At 57.5% G+C, this 17,507-nt stretch carries 19 protein-coding genes; 16 read left to right on the forward strand and 3 right to left on the reverse strand.

The genetic code is table 11. The features are described 5' to 3' along the window. Positions 1 to 231: 231 nt before the first annotated feature. Positions 232 to 1,254 carry a patatin-like phospholipase family protein gene (locus HZS81_RS15990; RefSeq protein ID WP_179931516.1) on the reverse strand — a complete coding sequence of 341 codons (1,023 nt, stop codon included), beginning with the start codon at positions 1,252 to 1,254 and terminating at the stop codon, positions 232 to 234. Between the two features lie 219 nt (positions 1,255 to 1,473). Here HZS81_RS15990 and HZS81_RS15995 point away from each other — a divergent pair, with 219 nt between their 5' ends. The 4 genes from HZS81_RS15995 (at position 1,474) to HZS81_RS16010 (ending at position 4,010) form a co-directional block, all read left to right on the forward strand. Beyond that, positions 1,474 to 2,328: a rhomboid family intramembrane serine protease gene (locus HZS81_RS15995; protein ID WP_179931517.1), complete on the forward strand. Its 855-nt coding sequence runs from the start codon at positions 1,474 to 1,476 to the stop codon at positions 2,326 to 2,328. A gap of 10 nt (positions 2,329 to 2,338) precedes the next feature. Further along, positions 2,339 to 2,623 (forward strand): YeaC family protein, encoded by a 285-nt coding sequence (locus tag HZS81_RS16000; protein ID WP_179931518.1) that lies wholly within the window; start codon positions 2,339 to 2,341, stop codon positions 2,621 to 2,623. Between the two features lie 45 nt (positions 2,624 to 2,668). Further along, positions 2,669 to 3,505, forward strand: a complete 837-nt coding sequence (locus tag HZS81_RS16005) for a DUF2797 domain-containing protein (protein ID WP_179931519.1) — start codon at positions 2,669 to 2,671, stop codon at positions 3,503 to 3,505. A 79-nt stretch (positions 3,506 to 3,584) separates the two neighbouring features. Continuing rightward, positions 3,585 to 4,010, forward strand: a complete 426-nt coding sequence (locus HZS81_RS16010; RefSeq protein WP_179931520.1) for a CopD family protein — start codon at positions 3,585 to 3,587, stop codon at positions 4,008 to 4,010. Positions 4,011 to 4,035: 25 nt separating this feature from the next. On the opposite strand, the gene HZS81_RS16015 is transcribed toward HZS81_RS16010, so the two are convergent. After that, the gene (locus HZS81_RS16015) at positions 4,036 to 4,497 is read right to left on the reverse strand and encodes a DUF2231 domain-containing protein (RefSeq protein WP_179931521.1); all 462 of its coding nucleotides are present in this window, start codon (positions 4,495 to 4,497) and stop codon (positions 4,036 to 4,038) included. 36 nt (positions 4,498 to 4,533) lie between these two features. On the opposite strand from HZS81_RS16015, the gene coxB reads away from it, so the two are divergent. Genes coxB through HZS81_RS16035 form a run of 5 tightly spaced genes read left to right on the forward strand, consistent with a single transcriptional unit; the run spans position 4,534 to position 10,676 of the window. Further along, positions 4,534 to 5,577 carry a cytochrome c oxidase subunit II gene (coxB, locus tag HZS81_RS16020; RefSeq protein ID WP_179931522.1) on the forward strand — a complete coding sequence of 348 codons (1,044 nt, stop codon included), beginning with the start codon at positions 4,534 to 4,536 and terminating at the stop codon, positions 5,575 to 5,577. After that, positions 5,574 to 8,114, forward strand: a complete 2,541-nt coding sequence (gene ctaD, locus HZS81_RS16025) for a cytochrome c oxidase subunit I (RefSeq protein WP_179931523.1) — start codon at positions 5,574 to 5,576, stop codon at positions 8,112 to 8,114. Before coxB ends, ctaD begins: the two co-directional genes overlap by 4 nt. Positions 8,115 to 8,118: 4 nt before the next feature. Beyond that, on the forward strand, positions 8,119 to 8,475 hold the full coding sequence (locus tag HZS81_RS16030) for a hypothetical protein (RefSeq protein ID WP_179931524.1): 357 nt from the start codon (positions 8,119 to 8,121) through the stop codon (positions 8,473 to 8,475). Beyond that, complete coding sequence (locus HZS81_RS18255; protein WP_338401869.1) at positions 8,466 to 8,864, forward strand: cation transporter; 399 nt, start codon at positions 8,466 to 8,468, stop codon at positions 8,862 to 8,864. Before HZS81_RS16030 ends, HZS81_RS18255 begins: the two co-directional genes overlap by 10 nt. Continuing rightward, positions 8,865 to 10,676, forward strand: coding sequence for a heavy metal translocating P-type ATPase (locus tag HZS81_RS16035; protein ID WP_338401870.1), 1,812 nt, complete (start codon positions 8,865 to 8,867; stop codon positions 10,674 to 10,676). On the opposite strand, the gene HZS81_RS16040 is transcribed toward HZS81_RS16035, so the two are convergent. Beyond that, positions 10,673 to 11,758, reverse strand: a complete 1,086-nt coding sequence (locus HZS81_RS16040; protein ID WP_179931525.1) for a PA0069 family radical SAM protein — start codon at positions 11,756 to 11,758, stop codon at positions 10,673 to 10,675. The genes HZS81_RS16035 and HZS81_RS16040 overlap by 4 nt on opposite strands. A gap of 176 nt (positions 11,759 to 11,934) precedes the next feature. Here HZS81_RS16040 and cobT point away from each other — a divergent pair, with 176 nt between their 5' ends. Genes cobT through HZS81_RS16075 form a run of 7 tightly spaced genes read left to right on the forward strand, consistent with a single transcriptional unit; the run spans position 11,935 to position 17,398 of the window. Then, positions 11,935 to 12,993, forward strand: coding sequence for a nicotinate-nucleotide--dimethylbenzimidazole phosphoribosyltransferase (cobT, locus tag HZS81_RS16045; protein ID WP_179931526.1), 1,059 nt, complete (start codon positions 11,935 to 11,937; stop codon positions 12,991 to 12,993). A gap of 9 nt (positions 12,994 to 13,002) precedes the next feature. Continuing rightward, a complete protein-coding gene (gene cbiB, locus HZS81_RS16050) occupies positions 13,003 to 13,995 on the forward strand; it encodes an adenosylcobinamide-phosphate synthase CbiB (RefSeq protein ID WP_179931527.1) in 993 nt (330 codons plus the stop codon). Continuing rightward, entirely contained in the window at positions 13,992 to 15,086 is a 1,095-nt protein-coding gene (gene cobD / locus HZS81_RS16055) for a threonine-phosphate decarboxylase CobD (protein ID WP_179931528.1), read from the forward strand. Before cbiB ends, cobD begins: the two co-directional genes overlap by 4 nt. Continuing rightward, a complete protein-coding gene (locus HZS81_RS16060; RefSeq protein WP_179931529.1) occupies positions 15,083 to 15,634 on the forward strand; it encodes a bifunctional adenosylcobinamide kinase/adenosylcobinamide-phosphate guanylyltransferase in 552 nt (183 codons plus the stop codon). Before cobD ends, HZS81_RS16060 begins: the two co-directional genes overlap by 4 nt. Continuing rightward, a complete protein-coding gene (cobS, locus tag HZS81_RS16065) occupies positions 15,634 to 16,392 on the forward strand; it encodes an adenosylcobinamide-GDP ribazoletransferase (protein WP_179931530.1) in 759 nt (252 codons plus the stop codon). The genes HZS81_RS16060 and cobS overlap by 1 nt, the downstream gene beginning before the upstream one ends. Continuing rightward, positions 16,344 to 16,997, forward strand: a complete 654-nt coding sequence (locus HZS81_RS16070) for a histidine phosphatase family protein (protein ID WP_179931531.1) — start codon at positions 16,344 to 16,346, stop codon at positions 16,995 to 16,997. Before cobS ends, HZS81_RS16070 begins: the two co-directional genes overlap by 49 nt. Beyond that, a complete protein-coding gene (locus tag HZS81_RS16075; protein WP_179931532.1) occupies positions 16,949 to 17,398 on the forward strand; it encodes a bifunctional adenosylcobinamide kinase/adenosylcobinamide-phosphate guanylyltransferase in 450 nt (149 codons plus the stop codon). The genes HZS81_RS16070 and HZS81_RS16075 overlap by 49 nt, the downstream gene beginning before the upstream one ends. The last annotated feature ends 109 nt before the right edge of the window (positions 17,399 to 17,507 follow it).

The following is a 17,507-nucleotide window of genomic DNA, read 5'->3' on the forward strand; positions in this document are numbered from 1 at the left end:
CCTTCGCCATTGAAGGTCAGGTTCGACGCACTCGTACCCAGTTGGGCCTGGTCCACGCCTACCATCACTAGTAGATATAAGCAAAAAGGTGGCCAAGAAAATATTTTATGATTTTTATCAGTCAATTATTGTTATTTAGGGTGAAGGGTCGCGAGCAAATCAGCAACGCAAATGCTGCATGGTGGGGCAGGGTGCGTTACCTATGGCTTAGTTTGGTGCTGACGGCAGCCTCTAGCTGTCGTGCAAATAGACGTCGTCAATGTCCAGTGTGGAGCGTTCGCCTAGTGCTTCGACATTGTCTTCCAACCAGCGGTCAGCGGCAGCGCTTCCTTGTTCAAACAGATGACACAGAAAAGCCCACTCAGCGTTAAGCTTGCTGGACACCGATAGTTCTTTTAAGGCTTCTTCGCCGCTGATGCGATGGAACAGTGCCTGCGAATAACAGTTTTCGATGCCTTGGGCATCAAGCACCTGCTTGAGCATGGCGATCATGCGCACTTCTTTAATCAGCGCCGAGTTAAACGTGATTTCGTTGAGGCGATTCATAATGGCCGACGCCGTGGTGGGAAGGACATCGCGACGAATGGGGTTAATCTGGACAAGCAAAATGTCCCGAGCGCTACATTCTTCCATCAGCGGGAACAGCGCCGGGTTACCCATATAGCCGCCATCCCAATAAGCCTCTCCGTCAATTTCAACGGCTTGAAATACAAACGGCAGGCAGGCGGAGGCCATGACCGCATCAATGCTCATCTCTTGGCGATGAAACACCCGCTGCTTACCGGTACGGACATTGGTGGCCGTCACGAATAGCTTGAGTTGCTCGCAGCGGCGCACCCGGTCAAAGTCGATCCGTTCGGCGACAATCTCACGCAGCGGGTTCACGTTGAATGGATTGAACTGATACGGCGAGACCAAGCGGCTCATCAGGTCCATGGCGATGTAGCCCGGTGAGTGCTCAAGGCTCCAGTTGCCGGTCAATTTATCCAGCGGTGAGCGGCGTATAGGGCTTGCCATGCCCGCACGGCTAACGGCTTGCCAGAAATCGTGCAATGCTTCACGAGCGGTCTCTTTATCGCCACGGGTTAGCGCATCGGCCATCACTACGCCGTTCATCGCGCCAGCGCTGGTGCCGCTAATACCTTCGATCTCAACGCGGTCATCCGCGAGTAAGCGGTCGATAACGCCCCAGGTGAAGGCGCCGTGAGAACCGCCGCCTTGTAATGCTAAGTCTAACGTTTTGGGTTGCCCCATTATTTTGCCTCCCCAGTGGTTGGCGAAAGAGTCGTTGGTGATAGAAAAATGGCTCAGTGACCATCAGCATGACACACCAAAGCCATTATCGGTCATCACGCACGCGATTTGTCCGTTAAGCCCCTATCTGATCTCGGTGCTCGATACGGTAAGATGGTTTAAACGTTCTGGCGTGACGCTTCAAGGTCGAGCCGCTTTAGTTAATAGGGAGATACTGAAATGCACCCCGTCATGCTCTTGCCTCACGATGCCGATACGCGGGAACTACGCCAAGCTCTCTGGCAACACCGTATCGGGCATCGTATTACGGCTGAGGCCGATGGCCAGTTGATTTGGGTAGCTGACCCCAATCAGCACGTTGAGTTACAAGCGTTAGTGCAGCGCTGGGAGAGAGGCGAGCCGCTCGTACTTTCGCGTCCAACCCGGGGGCGTGCTCAACGCAGCGCCGATGTGCTGCCGGCGTTAAAGCGCGTGCCCGTGACAGCGGCGATGATTGTTTTAAGCCTTTTGGTATTTGCCTTGATTGGTCTATTCGGTGACTTGCTGATTGTGAGCTTGACCATCGTACCGATTGGTATTGCCAACGATGATTTGGTATTTGGCTCGCTATCGGCCACGTTAAATAGCGGCCAGCTATGGCGTTTTCTTTCACCTGCCTTTTTGCACTTTGGCTGGATGCACCTGGTCTTTAACCTGATGTGGGTATGGTACTTTGGCCGTCAAATCGAAATGCTTCAGGGTAGCCGCACTATGCTACTTCTCTTAGTCGTAGCCGGCGTGGGCGCTAATCTTGCGCAGTACGCCACCGGAACGGCGCTTTTTGGCGGCATGTCGGGCGTGGTTTATGCGCTTTTAGGGCATGTGTGGTTGATGTCGCGCCGGGTGCCCGAAAGCGGCTTTTTTGTTCCTACCATGCTGGTGGTGTTTATGCTCGGTTGGATGGTGTTCACCATGACCGATATGGCGGGCAGCGTTGGCTTTGGCAATGTCGCCAATGAAGCGCATTTGGGCGGTCTACTCGTGGGGCTTGTCACCGGCTGGTATTATTCATCCCGGCGTTTGAGAAACCGATAAGAGGCACGCAATGAGCGATATGACCTTCGATAAAATGATTAACCAGATGACCCCGGCCATTTATGAAAGCTTGAAGCAAGCAGTGTCGCTACGTAAATGGCCGGATGGCCGCTATTTGACGTCTGAGCAAACCGAGCTCTGTTTAGAAGCCGTGATGCGCTATGAGGCGGAAAACAACGTGCCCGAAGAGAATCGCGTAGGCTACCTAGAGCAGCGCACCTGCGGCGCTGGCGCCACAGGGCTGGGCGCTTCGCCGGAAATGGCTGGGCTTGCCAAGGATGCCACCCGCAACTAACGACGCCGTGGATGAGACCGATATAGACGAGAAGGGTGTGAGGGAATGAGTGACAAAGTGCTGCGCGGCTGCCTGCGCAAAATGGCGATTGAGCCTGCGGCAAACGTTCAGCTACCGGTGAACTACGCCCTACGGGCGGGGGCGCAACAGCTTGCTTTGAACGACAAGCTAGGCCAGCCGCTTACACTGGAGTGGCGCGGTGCGATTGCCTGTACCCATTGCGGGCGCGCGACGAAAAAGAGCTTTGCCCAAGGGTATTGCTACCCATGCTTCAAGCGGTTAGCCCAGTGTGATACCTGCATCATGAAGCCGGAAACCTGCCACTTTTTCCAGGGTACCTGCCGGGAGCCGGAGTGGGCCAAGCAGCACTGTTTTCAGCCACATATTGTTTATCTGGCCAACTCTTCGGGAGTGAAGGTTGGGATTACCCGCAAAACGCAGATGCCAACCCGCTGGCTAGACCAAGGCGCCATTCAAGCATTGCCAATTTTGGAAGTCGATACACGCCAACAGGCGGGTTTTGTCGAGGTGTTGTTCAAAGAGCAGGTGAGTGACCGCACCAATTGGCGCGCGATGCTTAAAGGTGAGGTTGAGCCGCTGGATTTGAAAGCCGAGCGTGATCGCTTATTCAATCAGCTGGAGAGCGGCCTAAATCAGCTCAAAGCGGAACACGGTGATGACGCGATTCGCCTGCTAGAAGCGAGCGCGCACACCTTTACTTATCCGGTGAGTGATTTTCCACGTAAGGTCGTCTCGCACAACTTTGATAAAAATCCTCGGGTGGAAGGCGTATTGCAGGGGCTTAAAGGGCAGTATTTGATCCTCGATAGCGGGGTCATTAATCTGCGCAAATTCACGGGTTACGAGATTGAGGTGAGTTAAGTCGCTAGCTAGAGTGCAGCGAGTTGACTAAGGTTAAGAAGTGATCTGACTTCGCCTTATGCAACGCAAGGAAGCCCCGATGCCCTGGCTTAAATTGCTTCACATTGCCGCGTTAGTGATCTGGTGCGGTTCGTTGCTTTATCTTCCCGCCTTGCTCAGCCAGGCGCTGCAGCTACGCAAAGACTCGGGTTTTGCTCAGGGCTCGCCGCACATGCTGCGGTTTTTTTATAACTCCATTGCCACCCCGGCCGCCTTAGTCGCGATTGCCACGGGTACGCTGCTGTTTCTCATCCATGGCCTGCTGGGCGGCTGGCTGATCTTAAAACTTGGCGCCGTGGTGGCCATGGTCGCTGCTCACGGCTGTTTTGGCTGGTTAATACTGCGCGTTGAGATTGGTCACTACCGCTGGGTTAAACCCGCCACTTGGACAGCGCTGTGCGTTGCGCTGGCGGGCATTCTAAGCGTGCTGGGGTTTGTGTTAGCTAAGCCTCTGGATTGGAGCTAACGCCGTGTTTTTTAACAGCTTAGTTTTAATCCTCAACCTCGACTCCCACTGCGTGTTCGTACACCAGCTGCCCGCCCAGCCAGCCCACCAGGGCGATCAAAGCGGCGGTGAGCAGCGATATGGCCAAGCCCCAGGGCAAAATCGCACTAAGGTCGTTAAAGCGCAGCAGCCAGTTCAGCGAGGCCAGCGAGAGCATCACTACGGCGACGAGAGCGTGGCTCCAGCCAGTTATCAGGCGTCGAATGCGCGACACGGTGACCAGATCGATAATTCCAGCCGTACTGGCAATCCAGCCGCCGAAAGCACCGACACCGGCCAGCCACAAGCTGACGCGCAACCAGAATGGATCGCCGCTCAGCAGGAAACCAATATCGCTTGCCACCAGCGCCATCAGGGCTGCGACGGGAAAGTGAATCATCACGGGATGAAGCGGATGGCCGGCGAGGGACGCGCGGCTTTTAATCGAGCGCTGACGAGGTTTTGCCATGGTCACTTCCTGTGGGCAGAAAAAGGAATTCAAGGGATGAGGCTCTGTATTCAACGCTTAACCCCGCAGCGGGTCAAATCGCCTGGCGCACCGCTAGCGCTGTTAGTTGGGCTGCTGCTAACCGGCTGTGCGGGTGATAAATCTATTCTAGACCCGGCAGGCCAGGCCGCGCGAGATGTGGTGATGATCTGGTGGGTAATGCTGGGTTTTGGCACCGTGATATTGGTGCTGGTGACTGTTTTTTGGCTGTATACCTTCAAGCGTAAAGAAGTAACGCGAACGCCTGCCGAGGAGCGAAAAATAGCACGCCGCTGGATTATTGGTGGTGGCATTGTGCTGCCGGTGGTCAGCATTACCGCGCTACTGGCCTTCGGAGTGCCTACTGGACAGCGGCTTTTACCGTTGCCTTTGAGCGAGCCGCCAGAGGTAATTGAAGTCATCGGCCACCAGTGGTGGTGGGAAGTGCGCTACCCCGGCGCGGAAGGGGGCGAGGTGGTGACTTCTAATCAGCTCATCATGCCCGCCGGTGAGCCGGTTGATTTTCATGTTACCGGTGCCGACGTTATTCATGCCTTCTGGGTGCCACGCTTGGGCGGTAAGATTGATATGGTGCCTGGGCGCGTTAATAAAATCCGCTTGGAAGCGGATGAGCCAGCCGTGTTTGGCGCTCAGTGCGCCGAGTTTTGCGGTGCTCAACACACTCAAATGCAGCTCTATGTGGAAGCCGTCGAGCGCGACGAGTACGACGCCTGGTTGGCCGCCCGCCAAACGGGTGAACTGGCAGCGCTAGCGGAAAACGACCAACAGCATGAATCTGCCAGGGAAGCATTTATGACCCATTGCGCGAGCTGCCACCGGGTAGCAGGGCTATCTTCAGGTGAATTAGGTCCGGATCTTTCCGATCTTGGCAGCCGCACCAGTCTTGGTGCGGGCATGATAGCCATGGAGGAGGGCGCGATAACCCACTGGCTACAGCATCATCGAGACTTAAAACCGGGCAACAAAATGCCGCCCCACGATGATATTGAAACCGCCACCTTAGCGTCCCTGGGTGATTGGCTGGAGACGCTAACCCCATGACCACTATTAACCGTGAAGCGACCCCGCAAGGCGATGACATTAAAGGGCCCAACCAACTGCACAATGACTTGCACGATATCTGGGGCAATCCGCGTGGTTTGAAAGCGCTCACCATTGTTAACCATACCGCTCTCGGCCTACGTTTTATGGTTACCGGGATGGTGTTCTTCTTGATTGGTGGCCTATTGGCCATGTTGGTGCGCACTCAGCTGGCGCTCCCCGATCAAGACTTTATGTCGCCGGATATCTATAACCAAGTCACCACCATGCATGGCACGGTGATGATGTTTCTGTTCGCCATCCCAATGCTGGAAGGGTTGGCGATTTATATGATCCCCAAGATGATCGGTGCCCGGGATCTGGTTTGCCCACGTTTAACATCGCTGGGTTACTGGTGTTATCTATTTGGCGGCATCATTTTATCGTTTAGTTTGGTGTTAGAGATGGCGCCGGACAGCGGTTGGTTTATGTATACCCCGCTAAGCAGCAGCGAATACTCACCGGGGTTGGGCTCAGATTTTTGGCTGCTAGGGATTACCTTCGTTGAAATCTCCGCGCTTTCCGCCGGGGTAGAGTTGGTTGTCTCGATCTTGCGCACCCGTACCCAAGGCATGGCACTGCACAAAATGCCGCTGTTTGCCTGGTATATCCTCGCCATGGCGCTAATGATTGTGGTCGGTTTCCCGCCGTTGATTCTGGGCAGTGTTTTGCTGGAGCTTGAGCGCGCTGCGGGGATGCCGTTTTTTGAAGTGGCGGGTGGCGGTGACCCGATTCTATGGCAGCACCTCTTTTGGCTGTTCGGCCACCCTGAGGTTTACATCATTTTCCTGCCTGCGGCGGGCATTGTCTCCACGCTAATCCCGGTGTTTGCTGGCCGTCCGATTGTGGGCTACGGCTGGGCAGTCTTTGCCATTATCGTGACCGGCTTTATTAGTTTTGGGCTCTGGGTTCACCACATGTTTACCATCGGCATTCCCCAACTGGCCCAAGCGTTCTTCTCCGCTGCCAGTATGTTGGTGGCGGTGCCTACAGCGATTCAGGTGTTTGTGTGGCTGGCCACGCTATGGCTGGGTAAGCCCAAGATGAAGCTGCCGATGCTATGGATCATGGGCTTCTTAATTATCTTTGTGTGTGGTGGTTTGACCGGCGTCATGCTGGCGCTGGTGCCGTTTAACTGGCAGGTGCACGACACCCACTTTGTGGTGGCGCATATGCACTATGTGCTGGTGGGCGGGATGTTCTTCCCACTGATTGCCGGGCTCTACTACTGGTTGCCGCTTTTTTCAGGACGGATGCCTTCAGAAACCCTCGGGAAATGGGGCTTTTGGCTCACCTTTCTGGGCTTTAATGGCACCTTCTTGATCATGCACTGGACGGGCCTGCTGGGTATGCCGCGGCGGGTTTACTCTTATGAAACGGGCATGGGCTGGGATATTTTCAACCTGCTGTCATCCATGAGCAGCTTTATTATGTCGGCGGGGATTGCCATGGTGCTGCTGGATTTTGCGCTGCACTTCCGTTTTGGCAAACCCGCTAAGCATAATCCCTGGAACGCGGATACTCTGGAGTGGGCCAACAGTATGCCGCCTAGCGCTTACAACTTTGTCAGCCTGCCAAAGATCGAGACGCGCCACCCACTATGGGATAACCCGGATCTACCGCGCACCATGGCAGAAGGGCAACATAGCTTGGCGGTGGCTACCCATGGTCGGCGAGAGATGTGGGGCACTGACCCTTTGACCGGCAAAGTGCGTGAAATCATTCATCTACCGGGTAACTCCTGGTGGCCGCTGTTTGCTGCCATGGCGCTGGCGGTCGTATGTATTAGCTTGCTAACGCGCCTTTATCCCTTGGCGGGTATCGCGGTGGTTATCGCTGGGCTATTTTTGCTGCGCTGGTCGTGGGAGAACGGGGCGCATCCAAAAGCCGCACCAGATGCCGAGGTTGCTCCCGGCGATCCACCACTGCACTCGCGAACTATGGATGGCCCCGGCCTATGGGCCATGTCGATCACGCTGCTCGCCAATGGTTCGTTCTTTCTCTCTTACCTATTTGGCTGGTTCTATCTATGGACAGTTTCCCCTGAGTGGCGGATGCCCGAGACCTCACCGCTCTCCTTGGTGGGGCTGATCCTTGCCGGGGTGGCGCTAACCGCTGGCGTGGTAATTCTCGAAAAACGGGTGCGCGGTTTGCGCCAGGGTAAGGATACGGGCTTGGCAATCGGCATGTATTGCATCAGTGCCCTAGGCTTTGTGCAGGTAGCGATAACGCTGTGGGTGCTGCTGAGTGCAGACCTAGCGGTTACCGAGACCTCCCATGATGCGATCATTATGGTCGGGCTGGCGTATGCGCTGCTACACGGCGGTTTAGGCGCTGTGCTGACTCTGCTGCAGGGCCTGCGGGTAGGTTATGGCTTTGTGGGCGCCCATGCACCTTTCGAGCCTGCCGTGGTTGCCCAGTGGTGGCGCTATAATCTGGTGACGTTCTGGATACTTGTGGGCGCGCTTGCTGTGCTGCCGCGTGTGATAGGGAGCTAAGCTAATGTCCATGACGATGCAGCGTTTACATCTTACCCATCCTTTACATTTCGTCATTGGCTTAACGCTATGGTGTATCTGGTTCGTGGCCGTTTACGGCGGGCACGCAGTAGCCTGCTCAGTGGCGCCGCCTGCTCCCGAGCAGGGCGTATTCACCCTGGTGAACGCTATGCTGCTTGTGGTCAGTATCGCGGCGATTGCGTTACTGGCAGCGTTAACGGTGAGTTGTTGCCGCATGGCCAAACGCCATGAAGGGCGGCTGCGCTTTAATGCCACGGTTTCTGCCGGGCTGTATCTTTTCTCTACCTTAGGCGTTGTGTTTGCGGCAATGCCGATTATGGGCATTCCGCCTTGTTTGTAAGCGATCCGCTTAGCAAAGAGGATGAGCAGCTCTATACCCTCCACGGTATGTGGTGCACCAGCTGTGCCCTAGCCGTGGAGGGCTCTCTAAAGCGGCTTAAAGGCGTGCGTGAGGTTAGCGTGCACTACCCAAGCGCCACGCTCTATATAAGTGGCACACCTGCCGCTATTCAGCTCTCAACTCTTGCCCCTAAGATTAAACGCCTGGGCTATCGGCTTTCGCAACTTGAGCCGATGTCGGACGCCCATGGGCGTTTAGAAGAGGAGAGCCGCTACCTGACGCTTAGGTTGATGATCGGTTCCCTTTTCGGCATGTGGACGATGCTCGCTTCACTATTGATATATGCGGGTGCATTGCCTTCGGAGCGAGTTGACTTGGTGGTGGCGTGAGTGTCGGGGGCATTTTCCCTGCCTGTCGTGCTGTTCGCAGGCATGCCGTTTTACCGGGCCGGATGGCGCACGTTAGTTGCCAAACGCCCCGGTATGGATGTGCTGGTGAGCCTTGGTGTTATCGGCGCAGTGATGGTCTCGGTTTGGCTGCTATGGCGCGGCTCAAACGAGGTCTATTTCGACACGGCGGTGATGCTGATTGTGCTTTTACTGGTTGGGCGGTTAGTGGAGACACTATGTCGCCACCGTGGGTTAAAAGCGTTGGATACCCTGACGCTGCCAGACTTAAGCATAAGGTCTTGGCAAGCGGAAGGGTGGCTATTGCTCCCCGTGAGCGAAGCGACAGAGGGAATGCGCGTCGAGCTAGCGCCCGGTGAGTTGGTAGTCCTTGATGGGATCCTGGAAGCCCCGGGTTGGATCGATACTGCCTCGCTTACCGGCGAGAGCCTGCCGCGCTACTTTCATGCCGGGCAGAAGGTCTATGCGGGCTGCCGCTACCTGGGTGTAACGCCGCTGGTAATGCAGGTGAGCGCTGGGGTAGGCCAGCGGCGACTGGATCGGCTGTGTGACGAAATGCGCCGCTATCAGGCCAAAAAAGGCGAATTACAGAAGCTCGCTGACCGTTTTGCCGCTTGGCTAAGCCCGCTAGCCCTAGTGCTAGCGATGCTAACGTTGCCCACTGCGCTGCTACTTGGGTTGGGCTGGGAGGATGCCTTTGTGCGCGCTCTTTCGGTGTTAGTGGTTGCTTGCCCCTGCGCCGTGGGGCTTGCGGTGCCGCTGGCAAGTCTTGCCGGTAGCGGCCAAGCCATGCAGCAGGGGATAGCGCTGCGCGACCCCGCCGCGCTCGAAACCCTAGCTCGTATTCGCTCTGTCGCGTTGGATAAAACCGGCACCTTAACCACTGGCAGCCATACGGTGCTGTATTGGCAAGCACGGAAAGGCGTTGATGAGCCCACTTTGCAGCGCAAGCTCAGTACCGCTGTTGCTGGCAGCGAACACCCCTTGGCACAAGCGCTAGCGCGCTGGTCGGGCAGCCAAGGTGATAAGCGTCCTGAGCAATGCGTGGACGTAAATGAAGCGCCTGGGGAAGGGCGCCATGTGCGCTTGAGTAACGCTGAGTGGCTGATGGTAGGCAGCGCTAGTTGGCTAACCAAACAGCAAATAGCGCTGCCTGCCCAAGCGGAAGACGCCGCCATGGCGTTTGCTTCCCAGGTGGTGCTTGCTGACGAATCGGGTTGGCTCGCCACGTTCTATCTTACCGATCAGCCGGTGGATGACGCCGAACCGAGCGTAAAGCGCCTGTTAGCGTCAGGGTATGTCGTCGCGATGATCAGCGGCGACCGCCAGGGCGCGGTCAGTTGGCTAGGCGAACGGGTAGGGCTTGCCCGTGAAGCTTGCTACGCGCAGCGTTCGCCTGAAGCTAAAGCGCGGCTTTTGCAGGGGTTGCCATCGCCAACGCTCTACGTGGGGGATGGCTTAAACGATACCCTGAGCCTGGCCGCGGCCGATGTGGGTATTGCGCCACTGAGTGCCAGCGACGCTGCATGCGAAGGAGCTTCCGCACAGCTAATGACGCCGGGGATGGGTGGTGTAGTGAAACTTCTCAGCATTGCTAAACGTACGCGGCGCATCATGGTTCAGAACCTGTTTTTTTCGGCGCTGTACAACACCTTGGCTCTCGGGTTGGTGGTGCTGATGGCGATACCTCCGTTAGTGGCGGTACTCGCCATGGCGGCAAGCTCTCTAACCGTTACCCTTAACGCTGCACGGCTAGCATGGGCAGAGCCCGATGAAAACGACGCAATAGCTTAAAAGAATAAATCTTGCTGCGCTCGTGGTGGGCGAAAATCCCAGGTGTTCAAGCCCTGTTCGGTGCGATCTTGCATGTTCCATTGACGGCTGGCGCGGGCAAAGCGTTGTGCGATCAAATCGGCAAATACCCCTTCACCGCGAAAACGCTTACCAAACGTGGCATCGTACGCCTTACCACCACGGCACTGACGCATTAGGCTCATCACTTTCGCCGCGCGCTCCGGGTAGTGGGCTTCTAACCAGGCTTCAAATAGCGGCGCCACTTCATAGGGTAAGCGCAGCAGCATCCAGGCAGCGGTTCGTGCCCCTGCACGGCTGGCGGCTTCCAAGAGCTTTTCGATCTCATGATCGGTTAGCCCCGGAATAACCGGCGAAATCAGCGCACCCACGGGAATCCCCGCGGTATTGAGTTCACGAATCGCCCGCAAACGCGCCTGGGGCGATGCCGCCCGTGGCTCTAAGGTGCGTTTCAAATTGGCATCCAGGCTGGTCAAGCTGACGAACACGCGCACTAAGCGGTGCTCAGCCATCTCCGCCAGGAGCTCTAAATCGCGCAGCACTAAGGTGCTTTTGGTCACCAGCGTTACCGGATGGCGACACTCCAGCAGCAGCTCAAGTAACTGCCGAGTGGTTTGATGTTTGGCTTCAAGCGGTTGGTAGCAGTCGGTGTTGCCGGAAAGGTTGATGGGGCGGCACACATAGTTGGGATGACAAAGCTCTTCAGTTAACCGCTCCACTAAACCGCTGCGGGCAATCAATTTGGTTTCAAAATCCAGCCCCGGCGACAAATCCCAGTAGGCGTGAGAAGGACGTGCATAGCAGTAAACGCAGCCGTGCTCACAGCCGCGATACGGGTTCAGCGAGCGATCAAAAGGTAAATCTGGCGAGCGATTCCACGACAGCGCACTTTTGGTCACTTCCTCGCGCACTTCGGTAGCGATGGTGGTGGAGACTTCCACCTGCCACCAACCTTCGTCTTCCGCCACGCTATGGGTAGGTGCAAAACGGTTGTGCGGGTCGTACGTCGCCCCGCGACCTTTATACACGGTTGAACCGCTAGGCGCTTGATCGGGAGTCGTCATTTGCTACCTCTGTATTCTATCAATACCTGTATATGATTATAAATACAGTATATGGTGTTTAGAAAAAGGCGCAAGGTTAGCCGTTACGGGTGAATCGCATGAAGAGTGGGGCAAGTAAACACGCGCCGGGTCTGCTACCATTTAGCGCCTTTTATCAGCCCGTTTTGGAGCCTGCCATGCCCGATATCGTTTCTGAGTGGATTTGCCGTATTCAGCCAGTTGAGCGTGAGGCGGGCGAAGCGGCGCACGCTTACCTTGATACGCTGACCAAGCCGCCAGGCAGCCTAGGCACGCTGGAGTCGCTTGCCATTCAGCTTAGCGAAATCACTGGGCATACACGATTTGAACCTAGCCCGCCGGGGGTAGTGGTATTCGCCGCCGACCATGGTGTAGCTGCTGAGGCGGTCTCGGCGTTTCCCAGTGAGGTGACCGCACAGATGGTGACCAACTTTGCCCAAGGCGGCGCGGCAATTAATGTATTTGCTCGCCAGGTAAGGGCGCGCCTGGAAGTGGTGGATGTCGGTGTAGGGAGTGATCTTCATGCCCCTGGGGTAGTGGATGCCAAAGTGCGGCGTGGCACAGCGAATATGGTGCACCAAGACGCCATGACACGTGAGGAAGCCAGTACGGCGATATCGGCAGGTATTGAGGCAGTGACGCGAGCTGCCGAGGCGGGATGCAAAACGTTAATCGTAGGTGAGATGGGCATTGCTAATACCACGGCAAGTAGCGCGATGCTGGCGGTGCTAACGGGCCAACCGGTCGCTGATGTTGTGGGTTTGGGTACCGGTATCACTAGTGCCCAGCAAATGCATAAAGTAGCCGTGATTGAGCGTGCGCTAGCAGCTCGTCAACCCGATGCGTGTGACCCGCTTGGCGTGCTTTCGAGTGTGGGCGGGCTGGAAATCGCGGCGATGACCGGTGCTTATTTAGCCTCAGCAGCGTATCGGCTGCCTATCATCGTGGATGGTTTTATTGCCACCGTCGCCGCCCTTACTGTGTGTAGACTTTGCCCTGCGGTGCGCGGCTACCTAATCTTCGGTCACCGCTCGCAAGAAGCTGGCCACCAAGTCGCGCTGGATGCCTTGCAAGCAAAGCCGCTTTTGGATATGCAAATGCGCTTGGGCGAAGGGACAGGTGCGGTCCTGGCATTTCCCCTGCTGCGGGCAGCCAGCGCGATGATGGTGGAAATGGCCACATTTTCCGACGCGGGCGTCAGTAATGCTAGCGGTTAAAGCGATGCCATGATGCTGGAAATACTGATCATGGTTTGTGTCGCGATAGTCATCGACCTTGTCATCGGTGATCCACGCCGCTTACCGCACCCAGTGGTGGGCATGGGGTGGTTGATTGCTGCGTTGGAAAAGCGCTGGAATCACGGCGCGGCGCGGGCAAGGTGCGCCAGAGGAACTTTGTTGACCACGGTGGTTGTGGTGTTGGTGTTTGCCCTGGCCTGGGGGGTGTTGGCAGGGCTGGCACGCATTCATCCGGCACTGGGGATAGCCGCAGAGGTGTGGCTACTGGCGACGACTTTGGCGACTAAAGGGCTGCGTGATGCCGCATTGGCCGTGGCGACGCCTCTTGCCCAGGGCGATCTTATCGCTGCTCGCCAAGCGCTGGCGATGATCGTAGGGCGCGACACCGAAGGGCTGGGAGAAAGCGATATTACGCGTGCCACGGTGGAGACGGTGGCGGAAAATACCGTGGACGGCATCACCGCGCCGCTGTTTTTCGCATTGATCGGTGGCGCACCGCTGGCGCTGACTTATAAAGCGGTGAATACCCTGGATTCCATGGTGGGCTACCGCAATGCGCGTTACGCGGACTTCGGCTACGTCTCAGCGAAGCTCGATGACCTAGCCAATTGGCTGCCGGCACGGCTTACTGCTGTGACGATCTGGCTGGCGGCGTTTTGCCTTTCTGGCTCGCGTCGGCGGGGCGCGCTAAAAGGCGCGTTGCCAGCCGCTCTGCGTGAAGCGCCGAATCACCCCAGCCCCAACGCTGGCTGGCCGGAAGCGATAGTGGCGAACCTGCTCGGCGTGCAGTTGGGTGGTACCAACTATTACGCGGGCGTGGCATCGCATCGCGCGCACCTCGGCGAACCGCTTGAGCCCTTGAGCGTGCAGCATATCTCCCGGGCGATTGCGCTGATGCACGGCGGTTGGCTGGTTTTCCTGCTGCTAATGAGTGGCGTGGTGCTGTTCAGAGAAGTACTTTTCAGGGAGATGCTGACATGAACCGAGCCGCTTCAGCCTGGCCCAGCCATGGTGGCCAGGCATCGGCGCTTCTGGCGCGTTTCGGGCTGCCGGAACACCATCCGCTGATCGATTTCAGCGCCAATCTAAACCCCCTGGGGCCACCGGCCTGGGTGCCCGAACGCCTGGCTGAACTGGTCACGGGCCTAGCGCATTACCCGGCGCCAGACTATATCGCGGCTTGTGAAGCCATCGCCTGCCACGAAGGGGTGAGCCCCGAGCAGGTGCTATTGACTAATGGCGGCGCCGAGGCGATTTTTCTGAGCGCGGCACTGCATGTCGGGGGCCGGGCGGGCATCGTACAGCCGACTTTCACCGAGTACGCCCGGGCCTGTAAGGCTTACGGTGTGGCGGTGGTTTCCATCGCCTTGACCGGCCCGGACTTTCAGCTTGATCTGGACTCGCTCGATCCAACCCTTGATCAGTGCCACGTTGTGTTTATCTGCCGCCCCAACAACCCCACCGGAACCCTGATTCCTCGCGCCACCATCAAGACGCTGCTGCAAATGGCCAGGGCACGCGATTGCCGCCTGGTGATTGACGAAGCTTTCGTGGATTTCATCGCGCATGGCGATGAACGCCTCACGCCGTTGTTGGCGCGTTTCGACAACCTCATCTTGCTGCGCTCACTAACCAAGTTCTACACCTTGCCGGGACTGCGCCTGGGCTATCTGCTGGCGGATGCCGACACCGTCAGTCAGGCCCGCACTTATCAGCCCTCTTGGAGCGTTAATCACCTGGCCGCCGAGTTAGTGGCGAAGCTGCTAGGCGATGAGGATTTTCAGGCCCGCACACATCGCTGGCTGCGTGAGGAGCATTCCCGCATGGCGACGGCTCTCGGCGCGTGCGGGCTTGAGGTCATTCCCAGCCAGGCCAATTTCTTTCTGGTGCGCCCTGAGCCGGGCAGCGACACCAGTGCGGCGCTTTTTGAGCGCCTGCTGCGCGGCGGTATTTTGGCGCGCCATACCCACAACTTTTCGGGGCTTGAAGGCGGCTGGCTACGCTTAGCGCTGCGTGATCGCGCCGACAATGACCGCCTGCTAGAGGCGCTGGACAAGGCAAGAGACGCATGATCGCTTTCGTCAGTGGTGGGGCGCGTTCCGGCAAGAGCGACGTGGCTGAGCGTCTCACGCTTGAGTGGCAACAAGAGCAGGGTGGCAAACGCTACTATCTTGCCACGGCGACCGGCTCGGATGCCGAAATGGCGGCTCGTATCCAACGTCACCGGCACAAGCGTGGGCCGGGTTGGTTCACCTTGGAAGCGCCGCTTATGCTAGGCGCGGCGCTCGATGGTGTCGAGGTGGGTGCTACCGTGCTGCTGGACTGCCTGACACTTTGGGCCAGCCGAGCGCTTTATGAAGGGGGCCTCGACGAAGCCGAGGCACGCGCCCAGGTCGAGGCTCTGGTCGCTAGCGCCCGAGCACGCCATATTGCACTGGTGGTGGTCTCAAACGACCTCAATGAAGACCTGCCACCCCAAGACGCCGAAATCTGGCGCTATTTGGCGTTTCTCCAGGGTTTGCATCGTCGGCTTGCCCTTGAGGCTGAAAGCGTGATCGAGGTGGTGGCGGGGCTCGCCATCGAATGGAAAAAAGCGGCGATTGAGGTTAAGGACACCTGATGAAAAACGCCGGATTCGGCCTGCTGCTGGCCATCCAGTTCCTTACCCGGCTGCCGGTGCCTGTCGAGTGCCCGTGGCGCCCGGCGACCAGCCGCTGGGCGCTGCGTTGCTATCCGCTGGTGGGGCTACTGTTGGGCGCACTGCTGGCCGGTGCCGCCGTATTGCTTCAAGAGCTATTGCCCACGCCGCTGCTGGCGCTTGCGCTGCTCAGTCTATGGGTCGGGCTTTCCGGTGGTTTGCACTTGGACGGCCTGATGGACGTGGCCGATGCCCTGGGCAGCAATATGCCGCTGGAACGCCGCTGGGAAATCATGAAAGACCCGCAAGTAGGCAGCTTCGGGATACTGGCGCTGGTATTCCTGTTGGCCTGGAAGGGTGTGCTGTTGTGGGCATTGCTGGAGGCCGAGATGCCCCCAGCATTGCTGGTAGCGATTTCGGCGCTTTCCCGCTTTGCCGCGGTGGCCCTGTTGTGCTTGACCCCTTGCGCCCGCCGCGAAGGGCTGGCTTGGGCGTGGCGGCAACACCTACGGCATCGTGACTTGGTGTTTTCTCTTATACCGTTATCTTTGCTGTTTCTTTGGCTGCCAGGGTGGCCGGTGCTGTTGGGTGCTCTGTTGGTGTTTGTGTTGTTGTATGCGTTGGTGATGATCCGCACCTTTACCGGTATCAACGGCGATATCGTGGGTGCCGCCATTGAAGGAGGAGAACTATGGTTGCTGCTGATCGGCTGGAGCTGGTGGTCGTTCGTCATGGCTTGACCGCCTGGAATCGCGAGCGGCGTTATCAAGGGCAGCGCGATATACCGCTGTTGCTGCCTGAAGCGGAAGAAGGGCTTATGGCGCTTCGCGAAGCGCTGGTTGATGAGCGTTTCGATGCTATTTACGTAAGCGACCTGAACCGCTGCCAGCAAACGCTCGAGTGGACCCAGGCTGCCAAGTCCGGCATTCCCGTGCATCTTGAGCCACGCCTGCGCGAGCTGGATTTTGGCGACTACGAAGGCAAGGTCTACGACGAGCTAAAAGACCTACCTCATTACCGTGCTTGGATTGATAGCGTGGGCGAGCTGCAAATTCCCGGTGGCGAATCGGCGGCCCAGCTACGCGAGCGGCTGGAAGCTTGGTTTCAGGAGCTCGCGGAAAAAGCCAGGCAGGAAAGCTATCGCAAAGTGCTGGTGGTCACCCACGGCGGCGTGATTCGTGAATTACGCCGCCGCTTTGAAACCATCGAATTCTGGGAGGGTACGGTGCACCAGGCGCAAGGCAGGCGCTGGCAACTGACGTATCTCCCGCGCGCGAATGAAGAAGGAGATTGGCAATGCAGCTCTTCATCGGCGGTGCCTGCGCTGGAAAACGTGACGTCGTAAGCGCACGCTTTCCCGAAGCGGCCTGGTGCCGGCTAGTGCCGGGTAGCGCTTTGCCAACGTTGTCGGAAGCGCTCTTAAGCGACAGCGAGGCTATCGAACCAAAAACCTGGGTGCTGACCGGTTGGCTCGCTTGGTTACAAACGGCGCTCAAGGCATGCCCCGATGACGACGCGCTGCGTCATGTGCTCGCCACTGAGCTTGAGGGGTTGTCCCAATTTGAACGCCTGGGAGGCCCAGAAATCGTGCTGATCGTGCCGGAAATCGGGCGCGGTATCGTCCCGATGGCCGCCGAGGATCGCAGGCTGCGTGATCTTGCCGGTTGGCTGGCCCAGGACGCCACCCGTTACGCCGAAAACACATGGTACGTGCGCCATGGGTTGGTACAAGCGCTGAAGGGTTAATATCCACTTGAATACTAATACTAAGCACTAGATTGATAGGGAGCTGGTCAAGATGCAAAGTGATTTTCTCGACGCTAGCGAGCGCCATTGGCAGGATGCTGAACAGCTC

It is taken from the genome of Vreelandella salicampi (assembly GCF_013415105.1).
GTDB lineage: Bacteria > Pseudomonadota > Gammaproteobacteria > Pseudomonadales > Halomonadaceae > Vreelandella > Vreelandella salicampi.

Bases quoted from the DNA above. Each gene is read 5' to 3' on its own strand.
- HZS81_RS15990 (WP_179931516.1), bottom strand. From the start codon at position 1,254: ATGGGGCAACCCAAAACGTTAGACTTAGCATTACAAGGCGGCGGTTCT.
- HZS81_RS15995 (WP_179931517.1), top strand. From the start codon at position 1,474: ATGCACCCCGTCATGCTCTTGCCTCACGATGCCGATACGCGGGAACTA.
- HZS81_RS16000 (WP_179931518.1), top strand. From the start codon at position 2,339: ATGAGCGATATGACCTTCGATAAAATGATTAACCAGATGACCCCGGCC.
- HZS81_RS16005 (WP_179931519.1), top strand. From the start codon at position 2,669: ATGAGTGACAAAGTGCTGCGCGGCTGCCTGCGCAAAATGGCGATTGAG.
- HZS81_RS16010 (WP_179931520.1), top strand. From the start codon at position 3,585: ATGCCCTGGCTTAAATTGCTTCACATTGCCGCGTTAGTGATCTGGTGC.
- HZS81_RS16015 (WP_179931521.1), bottom strand. From the start codon at position 4,497: ATGGCAAAACCTCGTCAGCGCTCGATTAAAAGCCGCGCGTCCCTCGCC.
- coxB (WP_179931522.1), top strand. From the start codon at position 4,534: ATGAGGCTCTGTATTCAACGCTTAACCCCGCAGCGGGTCAAATCGCCT.
- ctaD (WP_179931523.1), top strand. From the start codon at position 5,574: ATGACCACTATTAACCGTGAAGCGACCCCGCAAGGCGATGACATTAAA.
- HZS81_RS16030 (WP_179931524.1), top strand. From the start codon at position 8,119: ATGTCCATGACGATGCAGCGTTTACATCTTACCCATCCTTTACATTTC.
- HZS81_RS16040 (WP_179931525.1), bottom strand. From the start codon at position 11,758: ATGACGACTCCCGATCAAGCGCCTAGCGGTTCAACCGTGTATAAAGGT.
- cobT (WP_179931526.1), top strand. From the start codon at position 11,935: ATGCCCGATATCGTTTCTGAGTGGATTTGCCGTATTCAGCCAGTTGAG.
- cbiB (WP_179931527.1), top strand. From the start codon at position 13,003: ATGATGCTGGAAATACTGATCATGGTTTGTGTCGCGATAGTCATCGAC.
- cobD (WP_179931528.1), top strand. From the start codon at position 13,992: ATGAACCGAGCCGCTTCAGCCTGGCCCAGCCATGGTGGCCAGGCATCG.
- HZS81_RS16060 (WP_179931529.1), top strand. From the start codon at position 15,083: ATGATCGCTTTCGTCAGTGGTGGGGCGCGTTCCGGCAAGAGCGACGTG.
- cobS (WP_179931530.1), top strand. From the start codon at position 15,634: ATGAAAAACGCCGGATTCGGCCTGCTGCTGGCCATCCAGTTCCTTACC.
- HZS81_RS16070 (WP_179931531.1), top strand. From the start codon at position 16,344: ATGGTTGCTGCTGATCGGCTGGAGCTGGTGGTCGTTCGTCATGGCTTG.
- HZS81_RS16075 (WP_179931532.1), top strand. From the start codon at position 16,949: ATGCAGCTCTTCATCGGCGGTGCCTGCGCTGGAAAACGTGACGTCGTA.